General features: G+C 71.0%; 16 protein-coding genes. 7 read left to right on the top strand and 9 right to left on the bottom strand.

Going from position 1 to position 17391, the window contains the following annotated elements; translation table 11 throughout:
* Nucleotides 1–18 precede the first annotated feature (18 nt).
* From FBY40_RS16060 to FBY40_RS16050, 3 genes are read right to left on the bottom strand one after another with little or no spacing between them, the layout of a single operon-like run.
* On the bottom strand, nt 19–1320 hold the full coding sequence (locus tag FBY40_RS16060; RefSeq protein ID WP_141939749.1) for a glycosyltransferase: 1302 nt from the start codon (nt 1318–1320) through the stop codon (nt 19–21).
* Nucleotides 1317–2288, bottom strand: a complete 972-nt coding sequence (locus tag FBY40_RS16055) for a hypothetical protein (protein ID WP_160141426.1) — start codon at nt 2286–2288, stop codon at nt 1317–1319. Before FBY40_RS16055 ends, FBY40_RS16060 begins: the two co-directional genes overlap by 4 nt.
* Nucleotides 2285–3211 (bottom strand): WcbI family polysaccharide biosynthesis putative acetyltransferase, encoded by a 927-nt coding sequence (locus tag FBY40_RS16050; protein WP_141939747.1) that lies wholly within the window; start codon nt 3209–3211, stop codon nt 2285–2287. The genes FBY40_RS16055 and FBY40_RS16050 overlap by 4 nt, the downstream gene beginning before the upstream one ends.
* A gap of 167 nt (nt 3212–3378) precedes the next feature.
* Between FBY40_RS16050 and FBY40_RS16045 the strand changes: the two genes are divergently transcribed.
* The 4 genes from FBY40_RS16045 to FBY40_RS16030 are packed head-to-tail and all read left to right on the top strand — an operon-like array spanning nt 3379 to nt 7401.
* Nucleotides 3379–4428, top strand: coding sequence for a glycosyltransferase (locus FBY40_RS16045; RefSeq protein ID WP_160141425.1), 1050 nt, complete (start codon nt 3379–3381; stop codon nt 4426–4428).
* Entirely contained in the window at nt 4425–5579 is a 1155-nt protein-coding gene (locus FBY40_RS17370) for a glycosyltransferase (RefSeq protein ID WP_160141424.1), read from the top strand. The genes FBY40_RS16045 and FBY40_RS17370 overlap by 4 nt, the downstream gene beginning before the upstream one ends.
* Nucleotides 5576–6580, top strand: a complete 1005-nt coding sequence (locus tag FBY40_RS16035) for a glycosyltransferase (RefSeq protein WP_141939745.1) — start codon at nt 5576–5578, stop codon at nt 6578–6580. Before FBY40_RS17370 ends, FBY40_RS16035 begins: the two co-directional genes overlap by 4 nt.
* Nucleotides 6577–7401 (top strand): glycosyltransferase family 2 protein, encoded by an 825-nt coding sequence (locus FBY40_RS16030; RefSeq protein WP_141939744.1) that lies wholly within the window; start codon nt 6577–6579, stop codon nt 7399–7401. Before FBY40_RS16035 ends, FBY40_RS16030 begins: the two co-directional genes overlap by 4 nt.
* Before the next feature lie 18 nt (nt 7402–7419).
* Here the strand turns inward: FBY40_RS16030 and FBY40_RS16025 are convergent, their stop codons facing one another.
* On the bottom strand, nt 7420–7689 hold the full coding sequence (locus FBY40_RS16025; RefSeq protein ID WP_141939743.1) for a hypothetical protein: 270 nt from the start codon (nt 7687–7689) through the stop codon (nt 7420–7422).
* Between the two features lie 61 nt (nt 7690–7750).
* Between FBY40_RS16025 and FBY40_RS16020 the strand changes: the two genes are divergently transcribed.
* The 3 genes from FBY40_RS16020 (at nt 7751) to FBY40_RS16010 (ending at nt 10909) form a co-directional block, all read left to right on the top strand.
* Nucleotides 7751–8227, top strand: coding sequence for a GNAT family N-acetyltransferase (locus tag FBY40_RS16020; protein WP_141939742.1), 477 nt, complete (start codon nt 7751–7753; stop codon nt 8225–8227).
* A 182-nt stretch (nt 8228–8409) separates the two neighbouring features.
* Nucleotides 8410–10140, top strand: a complete 1731-nt coding sequence (locus tag FBY40_RS16015; RefSeq protein ID WP_141939741.1) for an alpha-keto acid decarboxylase family protein — start codon at nt 8410–8412, stop codon at nt 10138–10140.
* A 73-nt stretch (nt 10141–10213) separates the two neighbouring features.
* A complete protein-coding gene (locus FBY40_RS16010) occupies nt 10214–10909 on the top strand; it encodes a TMEM175 family protein (protein WP_141939740.1) in 696 nt (231 codons plus the stop codon).
* A gap of 25 nt (nt 10910–10934) precedes the next feature.
* Here the strand turns inward: FBY40_RS16010 and FBY40_RS16005 are convergent, their stop codons facing one another.
* From FBY40_RS16005 to uidA, 5 genes are read right to left on the bottom strand one after another with little or no spacing between them, the layout of a single operon-like run.
* Nucleotides 10935–11468 (bottom strand): gluconokinase, encoded by a 534-nt coding sequence (locus tag FBY40_RS16005; protein ID WP_141939739.1) that lies wholly within the window; start codon nt 11466–11468, stop codon nt 10935–10937.
* Nucleotides 11465–12703: a D-mannonate dehydratase ManD gene (gene manD / locus FBY40_RS16000; RefSeq protein WP_141939738.1), complete on the bottom strand. Its 1239-nt coding sequence runs from the start codon at nt 12701–12703 to the stop codon at nt 11465–11467. The genes FBY40_RS16005 and manD overlap by 4 nt, the downstream gene beginning before the upstream one ends.
* Nucleotides 12690–14165, bottom strand: coding sequence for a mannitol dehydrogenase family protein (locus tag FBY40_RS15995; protein WP_160141423.1), 1476 nt, complete (start codon nt 14163–14165; stop codon nt 12690–12692). Before FBY40_RS15995 ends, manD begins: the two co-directional genes overlap by 14 nt.
* 5 nt (nt 14166–14170) lie before the next feature.
* A complete protein-coding gene (gene uxaC / locus FBY40_RS15990; protein ID WP_141939736.1) occupies nt 14171–15574 on the bottom strand; it encodes a glucuronate isomerase in 1404 nt (467 codons plus the stop codon).
* Nucleotides 15575–15605: 31 nt separating this feature from the next.
* A complete protein-coding gene (gene uidA / locus FBY40_RS15985) occupies nt 15606–17387 on the bottom strand; it encodes a beta-glucuronidase (RefSeq protein ID WP_141939735.1) in 1782 nt (593 codons plus the stop codon).
* Nucleotides 17388–17391: the final 4 nt, after the last annotated feature.

Here is a 17391-nt window from a genome sequence, read left to right as displayed (position 1 = left end):
GCCCGCCGGACTTTTGCGTCAGCGGAAGGAGTCGGGTCCGCCCCATCCGCCCACCCAGGCCTCGATCCGAGGATCGTCGCGCACCGCGGACACTCCCGATGCGACGACGGATGCGACGCGGAAGGCGGATTCGGTGCCCCACCGCTCGGCGCGTCTGGTCGCGCGGCGCGAGCGGAGCGCGCCGAGGTGCGTGCCTGTGTCGTCGGTGAGTCGGATCGTTCCGACGTCTCCGGTGCCGAGCCGCTCGACGAGATCGATCAGCCAGGCAGGGTCGGTGATGACGAACGGACGGTCGACGCGGAGGGCGACCCGAGCATCGGGAAGGGCTCCCGACGCTACCCGGGGGTCGGGCAGGGGCGAATCGACCCCGTCGTCCAGTACCACCCTCGCCCGGGGGAAGGCCGCGAGCACGGAGTCGACGGTGAGGAAGAGCGCCGCGGCGGGGGGAGAGCCCGTGACGTGCACGACGAGGTCGGGTGCGGTCGGCAGCAGGCCGCGCGGCGCGGAGCCGCGGACGGGGATGTCGCGTGCGAGGCGGATCGACTGGGCGTTGGCGCGCGGGATGTCCGAACCGTCCCGCTCGGACCACTCCGGTCCGTCGTGCCACGCGACGGCGTCGGGCACATGGGCGAAGACGGCGCCGGCCTGCCAGGCGCGGTGTGCGAACTCCCAGTCCTCGCCGCCGTAGGCGGTGAACGTCTCGTCGAAGCCGGCGACGTCGTCGTAGAGGCGCCGCGAGCAGGCCATGACGGCGCCGATGATGAAGCGATACGACCGGTCGTCGGCGTCGAGCAGGTTGCGGGTCTGCGCGTACGCGTCGCGGAGCCAGCTCGGCTCGGCCAGTTCTCGCTCGGCGGCCGCTTCGGGGAGGGGAGCGTCCCGGCGGAGGCCGCCGAAGTCGGCGTGCCGCCGTCGGCCCACGGTGACGGCCTCTGTGAGGAGCGCCGGCAGCCGGACCAGTCTGCGGACGTAGGCAGGCTCGGGTGCCGTGTCGGCGTCGAGGAAGCAGAGCACGTCGCCCGAGCTGGCGCGCACGCCGAGGTTGCGCACGGCGGAGAGGCGGAAGCCGCGGTCGTCCTGCCGCACCAGCGTGACACCAGCGGGAACCGCGACCTCTCCCGGACTGCCGTCATCGGCGACGATGACCTCGAGGAGGTCGGCGGGATAGTCCTGCACATCCAGTGCATGGAGGGTGCGGGCGAGTTCGACGGGCTGATCGAAGTGGGCGACGATCACCGAGACCCGGGGGAGCGGATCGGGGATGACACCGTCGAGGCAGTCCCACGAGTTTCCGACGATCCAAGGCTCGCGGGGCGTCATCGCAGATCGTCCCACCAGGAGAGGTACGCGTCGGCGACCTCGGCGAGGGAGAACGGCACCGTGTCCAGACCGTGCCGGGTGGACGCCGGGTCGCCGGCCGCGAGGCGGAGGGCGGCCGCGAGGTCCGCGGGGTGAACGGTGTGCAGCGTTCCCGGGCGCAGCCGTGCCATCTCGTCGACATAGCAGTTCCGCTCGGCGACGGGGCGCCGGCCCCACCCGATCCAGGTGGCGAGCGACCCCGATGCCGAGACGTGGCGATGCGCGACCACGGGCACCGAGACGGTGCGACCGCGGCGGGCGAGCTCGGCGTCGTCGAGCCATCCGGTCACCTCCACCTCGACGTCGAGCGCGTGCGCGCGGCGGACGAAGGTCTCGAGGTCGGTGGCGTGCCCGTCGGAGGCGCGTCCGAGCACCGTCATCCGTGGGATGCCCGCCTGCGCCGCCGCGAGGGCCACCTCGTCGTGACCCTTGCCCGGGTAGAAGAAGCCGAGAACCCCGACGGTGCCGTCGAGGAGGCCGGCACCGGTGCTTGCGGCGACATCGACGGGAAGGGGGATGCTGGTGACCGACCTCGCACGGATGTCCGCCTCGCCCAGTAGCGCGAGCTCGTGATCGCTGTTGACCGCGACGGCGCGGGCGGCGGCTGCGACGGCGGCGTAGGCGGCCTGCCGGCGTGGAAGGTTCCGCGGTCCGTCTGATGGCTGGGGCAGGTCGTGCAGCGTGACGGTGACCGGTCGCCGCTCGGCGAGCGCGGTGACGCGCTCGGCCGCAGATTCGGGCGACCCTCCCCACAGCCGATCGGTGAACTGCACATGGACGGGCCGGCCCGCCGGGACGCCCGGTTCGTGGGCCACGTCGATCACGCGCACGTCCAGGCGTCGCGCCGCGATCGCCCCAGCGAGCTGCCGGCCGTACACGGCGACCCCGTGCGTGCCTTCGTGCGTGACGAGGGACGGCGCGGCGATCATGACCGCCACCGGGCGAGGAGGGGCGCGAGGCGCGTGAGCGCCGCATCGACGAAAGCCGGGTGGGCGGCGTACCACCGGCGATGGGCCTCGCGCACCTCGGCGTCGTCGACCGGGCGGCCCTCCACCAGCCAGTGGGCGCGCGGGGGCTCCGGCAGCGACCAGGCCTCGACGACCTCGGGGATGAGGGGGCTCCGGACCGATGCGAGGAGGGGACGCCCCGGATCGTGCACCGGTCCGTCGAGGCCCAGCGCCTCGAGCACCCGCGCACCGAGGGGCAGCCAGATCGCGTTGCCGGGGTGGTTCACCGTGCGGGCGTGCTCTGCGGTGAGCGCGCCGTACAGGTCGGACACCGGCACGTCGATGTCCTGCTCGCGTGTGCGGAGCTCGTCGAGCGAGTCTCGCGCGACGCTGCGGACGTCGCCGGGTTCCAGCGCGGTTCGCGTGGCGATCCCGCCTGCCTCTGCGAGGGTGCGGACGTCGTGGTAGGCCACGATCGGCGGTTCTTCGTCCACGCCCGGCACCCGGATCGCGGCCTGGAACGGCTGGAGCCCCGCGAAGCGGACCGACGGCACGGTCAGCACGGCGCCCCCCGTCACGGCCGCGAGCTGGCGGGTGCCCAGGGGGAGGCCCCGGTAATCGGGTCGGATCGGCTGGGTCACCACGTACGCCGCATCCGTGATGATCTCGTGGAGTCTCGTGGCCTCGTCGGCGGTCATCTCGTGCACCGGAGGCACGCGGAAGAAGGGCCGGTCCGGGGCATCCAGCACGATCCGGAGGGATTCGGCCTGGCAGTTGCCGACGACGATCCCGTACCGATCGGGCACGGGGGACAGCCCGAAGAACTCGGCGTAGTGCTGCTGTCGCGTTATCACCGAAGGGTCGCCCGGCGCAACGGCGGCGGGCACATTCGGGGCACCGTTCATGATGTGAACGTAGCTTGTCGATGACGTCGTCCCTCCCTCGCCCGTATCCATTGCGACGTCTGCGCGGATCTGGTACCGCGGAGCGCTCGACGGGCGGAGGGAGAGAAGAAATACGCACCGACACCGGCCTCGTCCGCATCGCCTCGATCCCTGCCGCGCATCCCTACGTGGACGCGATCACCGACCGCCGTTTCGTGGAAGTCCTGCCCGATCCGCCTGTCCCCGGCGCTCCCGACGGCCGGTGGTGGCCGCCCGTCGCTCTGACGACGGGGTGGCTGCGAGCCAACGCCGAGCACGTCGACGCGCTGCACGTGCACTTCGGACTCGAGTCGTTCTCGCCCGCCCAGCTCGAAGCGGCGCTCGCGACCGCTCGTGACCTCCGCCTTCCGGTCATCTACACCGTGCACGACCTGGAGAATCCGCAGCTCATCGACCAGAGCGGCTACGGCGATCTGCTCGATGTGATCATCCCCGCCGCAGATCACCTCATCACGCTCACCGCCGGCGCCGACGCAGAGGTCGAGCATCGCTGGGGTCGCGAATGCGAGGTGATCCCCCACCCCCTGCTGGCCGGCGCCGGCGGAGACGCTCGCACGCCCGCCCCGCGCAGGAACGAGGTGCGCGTCGGGATGCACCTGCGCGACCTCCGGCCGAACATCGACGCTGCGGGCGCCGTGCGCGCTGCAGGGGCGGCCGCCGAGCTGTTCGAGGCCGACGAGACGCCGGTGATCATCGAGATCCTCATGAACGACCGGGTGCGCGACGCCGAGCTCGCCGTGCGTCTCGAGACGCTCGCCGCGCAGCATCCGTCCGTACACCTGCGACGCACGGCTCGCATGGCGGATGTCGACGTCGAGGCGTGGCTCAGCGCGCTCGACCTGTTCGTCGTGCCCTATCGCCACGGCACCCACTCGGGGTGGGCGGAACTGTGCTTCGACCTCGGGGTACCCGTCGCGGGCACCGCGGTGGGTCACATCGCATCGCAGCATCCATCGTCGTTCTCGGTCATCGAGCTCGACGACGCCGCGACGCTGGCCGCGGCGATCCGTCGCTCTCGGGTCGTCCGGCAGGCGGCGGACGAGCCTGGAGTGCGCGACGCGCGTCGCCGGGCGCGCCTGCACGAGCGCGACCAGGTGCGGGCCGCGCATCTCGCGCTGTACCGGCGCGCGATCGACGAGGGTGCGCGGCGTCGTCCTGTCGAGGAGGCGCGGCGATGAGCGGGGTCGAGCGACTGCGGATCCTGGTGGTCGCCCCGGAACGGCACGCGCTTCGCCAGCCGCACGCAGGGGGCTTGGAGGCGGTGGTCTGGAACCGCGTGCGGTGGCTGCGACGGCAGGGACACGCGGTGTTCCTGTGCGCAGCCGATGGCTCGGACTTCCTCGGGGCGCACCCGGAGCTGCGGCTTCCGAGCCCGCGCTGGAGCCGGCCGGAGGATGCCTCCGACTCGCTGAGCCCACGAGGGCATGAGCATCGGATGGGCGAGGCGTTCCACCGCGTGCGGCATCTGCTGGCGACCGGCATGCTGCCGGTCGACGTCGTCGACAACCACAGCCTCCACCCGGATCCGATCCTGTGGAGCCGCGACCTCGGGCTGCCGGTGGTGACGACGCTGCACACGCCGCCGCTGCCGGGAATGGTCGAGGCTTCCCGTCGCCTGTCCGGACGGGAGCCTCACCGGTTCCTCGCCGTGAGTCAATTCACGGCCCAGGCCTGGTCGCAGGCCGGCGTCGACTCGTTCGTCTTCCCCAACGGCGTCGATGCCGACCAGTGGCGCCTCGGCCCGGGCGGGCGGGACTGGGTGTGGTTCGGGCGGATCGTTCCCGAGAAAGCGCCGCACCTGGCGATCCGCGCTGCCCTGCGGGCTGGGGCGCGTCTGCGGATCGCGGGCCGGATCGGCGACGTGAGCTATTTCACCAGGGAGATCGAACCCCTCCTCGGCGGGGGCATCGACCACCTCGGCCCGATGAGCCTGCCCGAACTGAGTGCGGTGATCGGCGCCTCGGCCGTCGCCCTCGTGACCCCCGTGTGGGACGAGCCGTTCGGGCTCGTCGCCGCCGAGACGCTCATGACCGGCACCCCGGTCGCGGCCTTCGACTCCGGCGGAATCGGCGAGGTGCTCGCCGGCATGCCCGCCACGGCCGTCGTGCCGGCCGGCGACGTCGGCGCGCTCGCGCGCGCCGCCGCAGGCCTCGCCGGGCTCTCGCGATGGGGTCTTCCTCGCGACCGCATACGGGATGCCGCAGCGGCGCGCTACTCGCTGGAGCAGCGCCACCGCGAGATCGAGCGGGTGCTGTCGGTCGCCGCATCCGGTTCGGCGGTTCCTGGGCTCGTTTCGGCGGACGTCGTGGGCACGGCGGTCGGGGCGTGATCGGCTGGTACGTCCATCATCACGGCTGGGGCCACGCCACCCGTCTCCGGGCGATCATTCCGCACCTCGACGACGAGGTCACCGTCTTCTCCTCGCTGCCCCAGCCGACCGACCTCCCCGCCGGCGTGCGATGGGTGAGGCTCCCCTCGGATGCCGACGACATCGTCGGCGCAGACGGCGCTCGGCGCCCAGCGCGACACTTCGGCGACGAGACCGCGCGCGGGTCGCTGCACTGGGCGCCGATCGCGCACCCGGGGCATCGCGCAAGACTCGCCGTCATCGCCGACTGGGCCGCAGCGAGCGAGGTGTCGGCCTTCGTCGTCGACGTCAGCGCCGAAGTGGCGGCGTTCGTGCGCCTGCTCGGGATCCCGACGGTGGTCGTCGCGCAGCCGGGCCGCCGGACGGACCGTCCGCACCGGATGGCGTACGAGATGGCCGACCGCATCCTCGCACCGTGGGCGGCCGGCACCGTGCCGGCCGAGGGACTCACCGGCTTCGACGATCGCGTCCGACGTGTCGGCGGGGTGTCGCGGTACGACGGGCGGCGAGCGGGCGACTCGGCGGCGCGACGAGTCCTTTTCCTGGGGCGGACGGTGGATGATGCCGTCCTGCGTCGGGCGATCGCGCTCCTTCGCGCCGACGGGTGGAGCGTCGAGACGGCCGGCGCAGGGGAGGGTGATCGCGTCGATGACGTCTGGCCGATGATCGCCGGCGCGCACGTGGTCGTGAGCGCTGCCGGGCAGAACAGCGTCGCCGATCTCGCCGCCGCGAATGCGCGCGCGGTCGTCGTGCCGCAGGCGCGGCCCTTCGACGAGCAGGGCGAGACCGGGCGCGTCCTCGCCGCCGGCGGATGGGCGGACGTCGCGCCCTCATCGACCGATCCCGAGCACCTCGTCAGGCTCGTGCAGCGCGCCTCCGATCGCACGCCGGACTGGAGCGGCTGGCAGGTGCGAGGGGCGGCCGCGCGCGCGGCCGCCGTCATCGGAGAGGTGCGCGTGTGACCGGGCGCGTGGCGGTCATCACCGCGTGGTCGCGCGACCGGGAGGACCACCTGCTTCGCCAACGGGCCTTCCTTTCCCGCGTCTCAGCCCAGGGGGTCGAGGTCTTCCGCGTCGACATCGGGCTGGACGCCGATCCCGCCGCGACGCCGCCCGGCGTCGTCGCCGGTCATGTGGCGCCCGGACCCCATGGAGTGCGCGTGGGGGCCGCGCGGAACGAGGGTGCCCGGATCGCGCTCGATCAGGGCGCCGAGGTGCTGGTCTTCCTCGACGTCGACTGCCTGCCGGGCCCTGAGCTTGTTCGGCGGTATGTCGAGGTGCTCCGCCGTCATCCGTCCGACATCGCCTGCGGACCGGTCACCTACCTCGCGAGCGTCGAACGGCCCGGCCTGCCCGACCAGCTCGATGGGATGACCCGGCCCCATCCGGCGCGGCCGAGCCCTGCCGCCGAGGAGAGCCGCTCGGGGTCGAGCGAGGAGTACGACCTCTTCTGGTCGCTCTCCTTCGCCGTTACGCCCGGCACCTGGCGTCGCCTCGGCGGGTTCGACGAGGCCTACGAGGGCTACGGCGCCGAAGACACCGATTTCGCCCGGCGCGCACGCGCCTCGGGCGTCGGCCTGAGATGGGTCGGCGGGGCGCACGCGTACCACCAGTGGCATCCGGCGGGCTCACCGCCCTGGCGTCACCTGGACGACATCCTGCGAAACGGTGCGCTGTTCTCTCGCACCTGGGGCGAGTGGCCCATGCGGGGCTGGATCGATGCCTTCGTCGCCGCGGGTGCGGTCGAGGAGCACGCCGGCGGGTTCCGCCGCGCGGCCGTCTGAGGGATCAGCGGAGGCGGGTCACCAGATGGTGCCCCCGCCGATCGAGATGCCGCCCCACGTGAGCAGCACGAAGATCGCCGCGAACACCACGGGGGCGATGCCCTTGCCGCTGCGTGCCAGGCCTTTCAGCAGGGCGATCACGACCAGGACCGCCGCGACGAGAGACAGACCCCCGCCGAGGATGAGACCGATGAACAGCGGGATCGGCATGAGGACGAGGCCGGCGAGCCCGACCCAGAAGGCGGCCCAGGCGGTGGGGTTGCGGGTGGGTGCGGCGGCGTTCGACATGCCTCGATACTGTCAGAGCCGGGCCGCCGATGCGCCGGGGCCGTGATCTCGAGGGGGAACAGTGAGCGAAGAGCCATGGCTGCCGCAGGATTTCGTGCACCCGAGGTCGGTTCCCCTCGTCGACGGGGTGCATCTGCGTCCGATCCGCGCGAGCGACGTCGATATCGACATGGTCACCGTCATGGCAAACCGCGACATGCTGTGGCAGATGTACGGCGAGGCCTGGGGATGGCCCCCGGCGTCGATGACGCACGCGGAGGACGAGGAGGACCTCGCCCACCACGCCGCCGACATGGAGGCCCACACGTCGTTCAACTACGCCGTTCTCACCGACGACGAGACCCGGCTGCTCGGGTGCGTCTACATCGACCCGCTGCCTGCCGGACCCGAGGGGGCGGCCGCCGAGGTGTCGTGGTGGATCACCCAGGACGCCCCTGACCCGTGGCGCGACGCCCTCGACGCCTTCGTCCCTCGCTGGATCGCCGAGGCGTGGCCGTTCGCCCATGTCAGCACGCCGTTCCAGCTGCCGCGTCGCTAACTCCTGCGTTTCGGGCGAGATCCGAGGATTCGGGGGTCTATCACCGACCGCCGGCTCGTTCTGCAGGAGTTGGGGACCGCCGCCGATCGGGACGGCTGAGGCGCGGCACCGGCGATCGCCGCTAGCGTGAGGGCGGCGGCGCCAGGCATGGGTCCTGGAGTCGGCGAATGGGGGAGATGACGATGACACAGGTGGGACCGGAGCCGGTGACGCTTCCTCCCGTCACCGGCTACACCGTGGGCGACTACCTCCTCGACCGGCTCGCCGGCGCGGGCGTGCGGCACCTGTTCGGTGTTCCAGGCGATTTCACCCTGTCGTTCCTCGACCACGTCCAGGCCCACCCCGACATCGAGTGGGTGGGGTGCGCGAACGAACTGGGCGCCGGCTATGCCGCCGACGGCTACGCACGACTGCACGGACTGGGCGCGCTCTGCACCACCTTCGGCGTCGGCGAGCTGTCTGCGATCGCGGCCCTCGCGGGCAGCCGCGCCGAGCACGTCCCCGTCGTGCACGTGGTGGGGGCGCCGACGACGGCCACCCAGGCGGCGGGACGGGCGACACATCACACGCTCGGTGACGGTGACTTCGGGCACTTCGCGCGGATGGCCGCCGAGGTCGCCGCCGCGTACGCGACCGTCACCGGCGACGGCTACGCCGAGGAGATCGACCGCGTGCTCATCGAGGCCCGAGACCGTCGCCTGCCCGGCTACCTCCTGCTGCCGGCCGATGTCGCCGCTGCGCCCGCCGTCCCGCCCCCCGCGCCGCTCCCGGAGCATCCCGGGGTCACCGACGCGAGCATCGCGGCCGACTTCCGCGCGCGCCTGGTCGAGAGGATGACGCAGGCGTCGACCGTGACGCTCCTCGCCGACATCCTCGTCTCCCGTCTCGGAGCAGAGGCGCACCTGCATCGGGTGACCGCCCTCGGCGTACCGCATGCGACGCTCCTCTGGGGCCGCCGGGTGGTCGATGAGTCGGCTCCGGGTTACCTCGGCTCGTACCTCGGGGCATCCAGCGACGACCAGGTGCGCGTCGCGGTCGAGGATGCCGATCTGCTGGTCATGGCCGGTGTGCAGTTCACCGACCTCACCAGCGGCTTCTTCTCACAGCGCATCGATCCCGCCCGGACCGTCGAGATCGGCGGCGAGGCGGTCTCGTGGGATGGGCGCATCTTCTCGCCGCTGACGATGACCGACGCGTTGGACATCGTCGCCGAGGTCCTCATCGAAACCGGCGCCGGTCGCCGCGTGGGATCGACGGATGCCGCGCAGGAGCGCGCCGCGGCCCCCGTGGCTCCGCTCTCCGACGACGCCCATGTCGACACCCCGCTCGGGCAGGAGGCCCTCTGGCGCGAGGTGGCCGATTTCCTCCGGCCCGGCGACATCGTCTTCGCCGATCAGGGCACGTCGTTCTACGGCATGGCCGATCACCGCCTGCCCGGTGGCGTCACCTTCGTCGGCCAGCCGCTGTGGGCGTCGATCGGCTACACGCTGCCGGCCGTGCTGGGCGCGGCGCTGGCCGCCCCCGAACGGCGACCGGTGCTGCTCATCGGCGACGGTGCCGCACAGATGACCGTGGCCGAGCTCGGCACGCTCCTGCGCCGCGGCATCCCGGCCGTGGTTGTCGTGGTCGACAACGCCGGGTACACCGTCGAACGGGTGATCCACGGGGCGAACGAGGCGTACAACGACATCGGCACGTGGGACTGGGTGCAGGTGATGAAGGGGATGGATGCGGCGGGGTCCGCCCGCGGCATCCGTGTCGCCACGGCGGCGGAGTTGCGGGCCGCGCTATCCGATGCGCGCGCGTCCTCTTCGCTGACGCTGATCCAGGCGGTCGTGCCGCCGCAGGACGTGCCACCGGTCCTTCGGGCCATCGCCGCCGCGGCGGCGGCGGCCAACCGGTCGAAGGACTGATCGATCGCGTGGGGTGGCCGGCATCGCCTCTGGCCACGGCAGACTGACGGCGGAACGACCAGGGGAGGCGGCGATGGCCGGGAAAGAGACGCACCACAGTGCGGGCCCGACGGACTCCGCCGCGAAGAGCCCGCGCGTCCCCGTCACCGCGGAGCGGCTGAAGACCTTCACCGACGCCGTCGTCGCCATCGCCATGACGCTGCTGATCCTGCCCTTGATCAACACGATCGGCGATGCGTCGGCATCCGGTCAGTCCACGGCCGACTGGATCGGCGCGAACCTGGATTCGATCACGCTCTTCGCGCTGAGCTTCGTGCTGATCGCCACCTTCTGGATGAGTCACCACCGCCTGTTCGCCCTCGTCGAGCATGTGACCGAACCGCTGCTGTGGATCACGGTGGCGTGGCTGCTGACGATCGCGTGGCTGCCCGTCGCCACCGCGCTCACGGGGCAGACCCGACGAGACGCCCTGCAGCTCGTCGTCTACATCGGCACGATGACGCTGACGTGCCTCACCCTCGCATGCGCCCGCTTCTACCTGCGGGCCCACCCCGAGCTCCATCGCATCCCTGAGATCGGCATGCGGCGCGGGCTGCTCGCCGACCTGTTGACGACCGGGATGTTCGTCGTGGCACTCGGGATCGGTATCGCGCTTCCCGCGATCGGGTACTCGGCCCTCTTCCTCATGGTCCTCGTCGGCCCGTTGCACACGCTCTGGGCGCGGGCGCTCGGACTCTCCGGTGCGACATCGGCGCCCGACCGGCGCTGATCATCGCGGCGAGTCAGGCGGCGAGTCAGAAGGTCGGCGTCCGCACCACCGAGAGAAACCGCAGCGCGTCGATCGCGTCGCGCGTGACCTGCGCAGGGTCGCCCTCGACCGACACGGCGGCGCCGAGCTCATCGGCCTCGAGCGGCTCGAGCGTCTGCAACTGCGACTCCAGGAGTGCCGACGGCATGAAATGCCCTGCGCGATGACGCAGCCGCTCGGCGACCCGGCCGCGGGTGCCGGTGAGGTGGATGAACGCGATGTCGGGGCGCTCGGCCCGGAGGGCGTCCCGATATGCGCGCCTCAGCGCCGAGCAGGCGATGACGGTGGCCGGCTGGTCGACGTCGGCGAGGCGCGCGGCGACGCGCGCGAGCCAGGGCCAGCGGTCGTCGTCGGTGAGCGGCTCGCCGCGCGCCATCTTCTCGCGCGCGGCGTCGGAGTGCAGGTCATCGGCATCGACGAAGGGAGCACCCAGGGCGGCGGCCAGCGCGATGCCCACCGTCGTCTTGCCCGCGCCGGATACACCCATCACAATGACGGGGGAGTGCAGGGCAGAACTCACCAGTCGTGCACCGTCCCATCCAACAGTCGGTTGTAGGGCAGGTACGCCCGCTCGTAAGGGTACTTGCCCGCCTCATCGACATCGAGTTCGACCCCGAGACCCGGCTGGTCGCCGGGATGGAGGTACCCGTCGGTCCAGGTGAACGACTGCTGGAAGACCTGGTCCGTCTTCGCGCCGTGGGTCATGTACTCCTGGATTCCGAAATTGTGGATGGCCAGCCCGAGGTGCATCGCAGCCGCCATGCCCACCGGGGAGATGTCGGTGGGGCCGTGCATGCCCGACTTGATCTGGTACATGGCGGCGTAGTCGAGGGTCTTCTTGAGGGGGGTGATCCCGCCCATGTGCGTGACGGCGCCGCGGACGTAGTCGATGAGCTGGTCGCGGATGATGTCCTTGAAGTCCCAGATCGTGTTGAAGATCTCACCGATCGCGAGCGGGGTGGTCGTGTGCTGGCGTACCAGGCGCAGCGCCTCCTGGTTCTCCGCCGGTGTGCAGTCCTCGAGCCAGAACAGGTCGTAGGGCTCGAGGTCCTTGCCCAGGCGCGCCGCCTGGATCGGCGTCATCCGGTGGTGACCGTCGTGGAGGAGCGGAATGTCGGGTCCGAACTCGTTCCGCACCGCTTCGAACACACCGGGGAGGTGGTTCAGATATGCGCGCGTGTCCCAGTCCTCTTCGACCGGCTTCGCGCCGCGGCGAGCCGGCTCATGGTCGTAGCGCACGGTCGCATCGCCCACGTCGGCGCCCTGAGCGGCGATGCCGTAGATGGCCTTCAGCGTCGGGACGCCCGTCTGCACACGGATCGCCTTGTATCCCTGCTCCTGGTGCGCCCGGATCGAGTCGAATAGCTCCGGCAGCTCCTTGCCCGACGCATGCCCGTACGCCATGAGCCCGTTGCGGCTCGCGCCGCCCAGGAGCTGATACACGGGCATCCCGGCCGCTTTGGCCTTGATGTCCCAGAGCGCCATATCGACCGCCGCGATGGCTGCCATCGTCACGGGACCCCGCCGCCAGTACGCCGAGCGGTAGAGGAACTGCCACGTGTCTTCGATCTTCGAGGCGTCGGCGCCGACGAGGAGCGGCACCACGTGCTCGCTGAGGTAGGTGACCACGGCGAGTTCCCGACCGTTCAGCGTCGCGTCGCCCAGGCCCGTCAGGCCGTCGTCGGTGGTGAGCTTGAGTGTGACGAAGTTTCGGTCGGGGCTGGTGACGATGACGTCGGCCTTATCGATGAGCACGGGGTCGTCCTTCCGGTTCTGAGGAGGGGAGCGGGGAGAGAAGAGCATCGGATGCCGCGGCGACGGCCGTGATGAGATCGGCATCGGCTCGCAGGCGAGGGTCGAGCAGCTCGAGCAGCCCCGCGACGAGGGTCGCCGTGTCTCGAGAGCGGTCGAGCACCGCATCGATGGCGGGGCGGAAGGCATCGGCGTCACGGCGGCCGTGTCGCAGTTCTGCGATCCATGTCGCCAGCACCGCCACGCAGCCCTCCGGCATGCGTCCCCGCCCACGTTCGGCGCGGAGGACCGGCACGACCCGGAAGCGCAGCTTGCTCGTCGTCTCCGCGGCGATCTGGTCGAGAAGATGCACGATGCGCGCGTTGGCGAAGCGGTCCTCCAGCGACGCCCGGTACGCCGGGAGGTGCAGGTCGGGTGCGCTGAGCAGTTCTGCGACCGTATCCCACCACTGATCGAGCTGGACAGTGATGACGGGGTCGGCGACGGCCTCGGCGACGGTGGTGTGACCCCGCCGCCGCCCGCAGACCGCGAGCAGCGTGTGCGCGCCATTGAGCATCCACAGCTTCCGTCGTTCGAACGGAGCGATGTCGTCGACGAAGCGGACGCCCGAGCGCTCCCACAGCGGGCGTCCCGCGGGGAAGTCGCCCGCGATGATCCACTCCGAGAACGGTTCGGTGACCACCGCGCCTGCGTCGACGAGCCCGGTGCGATCGCGGAGCTCAGCGAGGTCGTCGGGGGTCGTGGCCGGCGTGATCCGGTCGACGACCGAGGACGCGAAGGCGACGGTGTCGACGATCCACTGGCGCAACTCGTCGGACACCGCGCCGGCGATGTCCGCGACGGCCCGGGCGACCACGTCGCCGTTGGCGGGCATGTTGTCGCACGGCAGGACCGTCAGAGCGCCCGCCCCGGCCGTCATCCGTGCCTCGAGGGCGAGGACGAGCCGTCCGAGGGCGGTCGTGACGCCCGGTTCGCCCCGACCCTCCCGCCATGCGCGCAACGCGGCGATGTCGGCAGCGGTGGCGGCGTCGTCCAGATCGACGCGGCCGGAGGAATCCAGTCGGTAGCCCGCCTCCGTGACGGTGAGGGTGACGACGGCGACACGAGGATCCCTGCCGTAGGTGCGCAGAAGAGGGAGGTCGGCGCCGTCGCTCGGGGCGACGAGATGGCGGATGACGACGAGGTCGTCCTCGTCGGATGAGCGCACGAGGACGGTGTACAGCCCCTCCTGCGCTGCGAGCACGTCGGCGGCGGTGGAACTGCGGCCGGTGAACGAGGCGTAGCCCCAGGCGTTGTCAGGATCGGACGCCGCGGTGTGCCACAGCTGGTGCGAGCGATGGAACGCCCCGAGCCCGAGGTGCAGGAGGCGCACCGGCGGGCGGGCCACGACCTCACCGGTGACCTGCCCCAGGGTCGTCGAGGTGAGGACGAGGGGTTCGGAGGTCGGCCGCGATGGAGACGGCACGGTGGTCACAGCTTGAACGCCCGTCGCGGGATCGCGTCGTGCAGGTCGACGGCGATGCGCTCCGCCTCGGCGATGCGCAGGCGTTGCTCGGAGACGAGCCGTGCGAGGTAGGCGGCGTCGGTGCGCCGGGCCATGTCGTGACGTGCCGGAATGGACAGGAACGCGCGGGTGTCGTCGATGAAGCCCGAGCCGCGGTAGAACCCGGCCGTCTCCACGGTGGCCGCGCGGAACCGCGCGGCGCTGTCGGGGGCGTCGAGGAACCACCAGGGTGCCCCGATGAAGACCGAGGGATAGAACCCGGCGAGAGGTGCGAGTTCACGGGAGAACGTCGTCTCGTCCACCGTGAACAGGACGAGGTGGAACCCCTCCGCTGTGCCGAAGCGCTGCAGCAGCGGACGCAGTGGTTCGACGAACCTGGTGGCGACCGGGAGGTCGTGCCCCCGGTCGGGACCGAAGGCGTCGAACGTCGGCGAGTGATGGTTGCGGAAGACGCCGGCGTGGATGGTCATCACCAGGCCGTCCTCGGTCGACATCCGCGCGGACTCGAACAGCATGTGTGCGCGGAACAGTTCGGCCTCGCCTGAGGAGAGCTCCCCCTTGCGTGCGCGATCGAAGAGGGCGGCCGCGTGAGACGGATCGATCTCGGCGGTCACCGCCGAGAGGACTCCGAAGTCCGCGGAGGTCGCACCCTGAGCGACGAATCGACGGCGGCTCTCGCGCAGACCGTCGAGGTAGCCCTGGTAACCGTCCCGATCGACCGTGGCGACGAGCCGTTCGACGCGGTCGTTCCAGCCCGCTCCTGTCGGGTCGAGGTACGCGTCGGGACGGAAGGTCGGGCGCACCACGGTGCGCACGTCGGGGTCGGCAGCCAGGGCCTGGTGGGCGTGCAGCGGATCCAGAGGATCGTCGGTGGTCGCGAGAACCTCGATGTCGAAGCGCTCGAGGAGCGCTCGAGGGCGCATGTCATCGGCCGACAGGGCTTCGCTCAGCGCGTCGAAGAGCGTATCCGGGTCGCCGTCGCCCGGCAGTCGCTCCATCCCGAAGACGTCCTCCAGGGTGCTGCGCAACCAGTAGCCCGAGGCCGTCCCCGCGAACAGGTGCCACCGCTCGCAGAAGAGGCGCCAGATCTCCCGCGCTTCGGAGTCCGAGATCTCCTCCTGCCCGATCGCGAGGGACGCGAGGTCCACCCCATCGGCGTGCAGCAGCCGGGTGACGTAGTGGTCGTCGCGGATGAGCAGCGTCGCCGGATCGCGGAACGGACGATCCGTCGCGAGCATCCCGGGGTCGACGTGGCCGTGAGGCGACAGGATCGGCAGATCGGCCATCAGCCGATACAGCTCCTCCGCGACCCGGCGGGTCGCCGGGTCGGAGGGGAGCAACCGTCCTGTGCTGACGGAGGTGAGGGTCACGGTGATGTCCTTGCGATGTCTGTCGATGGCGTCAGTCGGTGGCGGCAGCGAGCCAGCGGGCCCGCAGCTCGTGGGCGGCCGCCTTGGGGCGCCGATCGCGCGTGAAGACGCCCTTCTTGTTCCCGTCGACCCGGATCACGCCCTGCGAGGTCTGGAAGTCGGCGAAGTTCCACACGTGCTCGCCGATCACCGCGTCGACACGGTCGAAGACCTCGTGGTACGTGCGCAGCAGAGCGACCTGGAATTCCTCGCTCCAGGCCTGCACCCCCACCGCATGCAGTCCCGCGAGGGTGTCCGCGCCGTACTCGGTGATGATGATCGGCTTGCCGAACGTCGACTCCCAGCCGCGCAGCTCGGATTCCAGACGCTTCGCGGCGAGCTCGAGATCGGCCGTTTCGTTGTACCAGCCGTAGTAGCGGTTGAGGCAGATGACGTCGAAGAGGTCGGCGAGACGGTCATTGTGGAACTGACCCCGGTATTCGTTGGCGTACGTGAGGGGCCGTGACGGATCGAGCTCACGCGCCAGGGAGACCAGCGGCTCGAAGTACGACCGCGCGCCCTCCTCGACGGACTCGGGCTCGTTCGCGATCGACCACATCACGACCGAGGGGTGGTTCTTGTCGCGGGCGATCAATTCGCGGATGCCGCGGGCATGCGCCTCGCGGGTGCGGTCGTTGAACATCGTCGGCGAGAAGGACGCCTGGGTGACCGCGCCGTGGAATCCGCCGCCGAGTCCGAGATTCAGGCCGACGGCGGCGGTCTCATCGATCACGACGATGCCGTGGCGGTCGGCGTAGTCGAGGAACTCTTCGGCGTAGGGGTAGTGCGAGGTGCGGAACGAGTTCGCGCCCATCCATCCCATCAGCGCGAAGTCGTGCACCATGAGGGCGTTGTCGAAACCGCGCCCGCGGATCGCACTGTCTTCGTGCTTGCCGAAGCCGCGGAAGTGGAACGGCTCACCGTTGATGAGGAAGCGTGCACCCTCGACCCGTACCGAGCGAATGCCGATGGGCAGGTCGTAGCGGTCGCGCAGCTCGTCGCCCTCGACGACGTCGACGACCAGCGTGTGGAGATACCCCTCCCCGGGCTGCCACAGCCGCGCGTCGGCGACCTCCAGACGCCCGCGTGCCCCGACGCCGGTGCCAACCGTGCGCCCGTCCTTATCGCGCAGATCGACGCGAACCTCGACATCCTCGGCGCCCGCCACGGTGACCTCGTACTCGACGACGCCGGTCGTGCCCGCGACATCCGTCACGACCGTCACGTCGGCCACCCGGACCTCGGGCACGGCGTAGAGCCTGACCGATCGGGCGAGGCCGGCGTAGTTGTAGAAGTCGTGGCGGTAGCGCTGCTTGCGCCGTCCGGTTTCGGAGACCTCGATGGTCCCGGGCGGAATCGTCTCGTTGGTCAGCTCGTTGTTGACGCCGATCGTGATCCGCACCTCTTCTCCGGCAGGGGCGATATCGGTGACGTCCGCTTCGAAGGGTGTGTACCCCCCGACGTGGTGTGCGACGCGCTTGTCGCCGACGTAGACGACACCCTCGTGGGTCGCGGCGTCAACGCGCAGGATCACCCGCTCGCCGCCCCACCCCCGGGGGACGCGGACGGTGCGCTGGTACCAGACCCACCCCACATGATCGTGGATCTCCTGGTCTGCGAAGACGTCGTTGTAACTGGCGGGCACCGGCGCCTCGAGAGGAGTGTCGAGCGTGGTCGTCCACGGCTCGGGCCGTGCGTCGTCGTCGAGGGCGAACAACCACAGTCCGTCCAGGACGATCTGTTCGCGGGTGATGGTCGAAAGGGGCTTGAGCACGGTT

This window comes from Microbacterium sp. SLBN-154, from assembly GCF_006715565.1.
In the GTDB taxonomy this organism is placed as follows: domain Bacteria; phylum Actinomycetota; class Actinomycetes; order Actinomycetales; family Microbacteriaceae; genus Microbacterium.
Note: the sequence above shows the minus strand (reverse complement) of the source record. Positions and strands in the feature narration are given on the sequence as shown.

Bases quoted from the DNA above. Each gene is read 5' to 3' on its own strand.
- FBY40_RS16015 (WP_141939741.1), top strand. From the start codon at position 8,410: ATGACACAGGTGGGACCGGAGCCGGTGACGCTTCCTCCCGTCACCGGC.
- FBY40_RS16060 (WP_141939749.1), bottom strand. From the start codon at position 1,320: ATGACGCCCCGCGAGCCTTGGATCGTCGGAAACTCGTGGGACTGCCTC.
- FBY40_RS16050 (WP_141939747.1), bottom strand. From the start codon at position 3,211: ATGAACGGTGCCCCGAATGTGCCCGCCGCCGTTGCGCCGGGCGACCCT.
- FBY40_RS17370 (WP_160141424.1), top strand. From the start codon at position 4,425: ATGAGCGGGGTCGAGCGACTGCGGATCCTGGTGGTCGCCCCGGAACGG.
- FBY40_RS16025 (WP_141939743.1), bottom strand. From the start codon at position 7,689: ATGTCGAACGCCGCCGCACCCACCCGCAACCCCACCGCCTGGGCCGCC.
- FBY40_RS16010 (WP_141939740.1), top strand. From the start codon at position 10,214: ATGGCCGGGAAAGAGACGCACCACAGTGCGGGCCCGACGGACTCCGCC.
- FBY40_RS16055 (WP_160141426.1), bottom strand. From the start codon at position 2,288: ATGATCGCCGCGCCGTCCCTCGTCACGCACGAAGGCACGCACGGGGTC.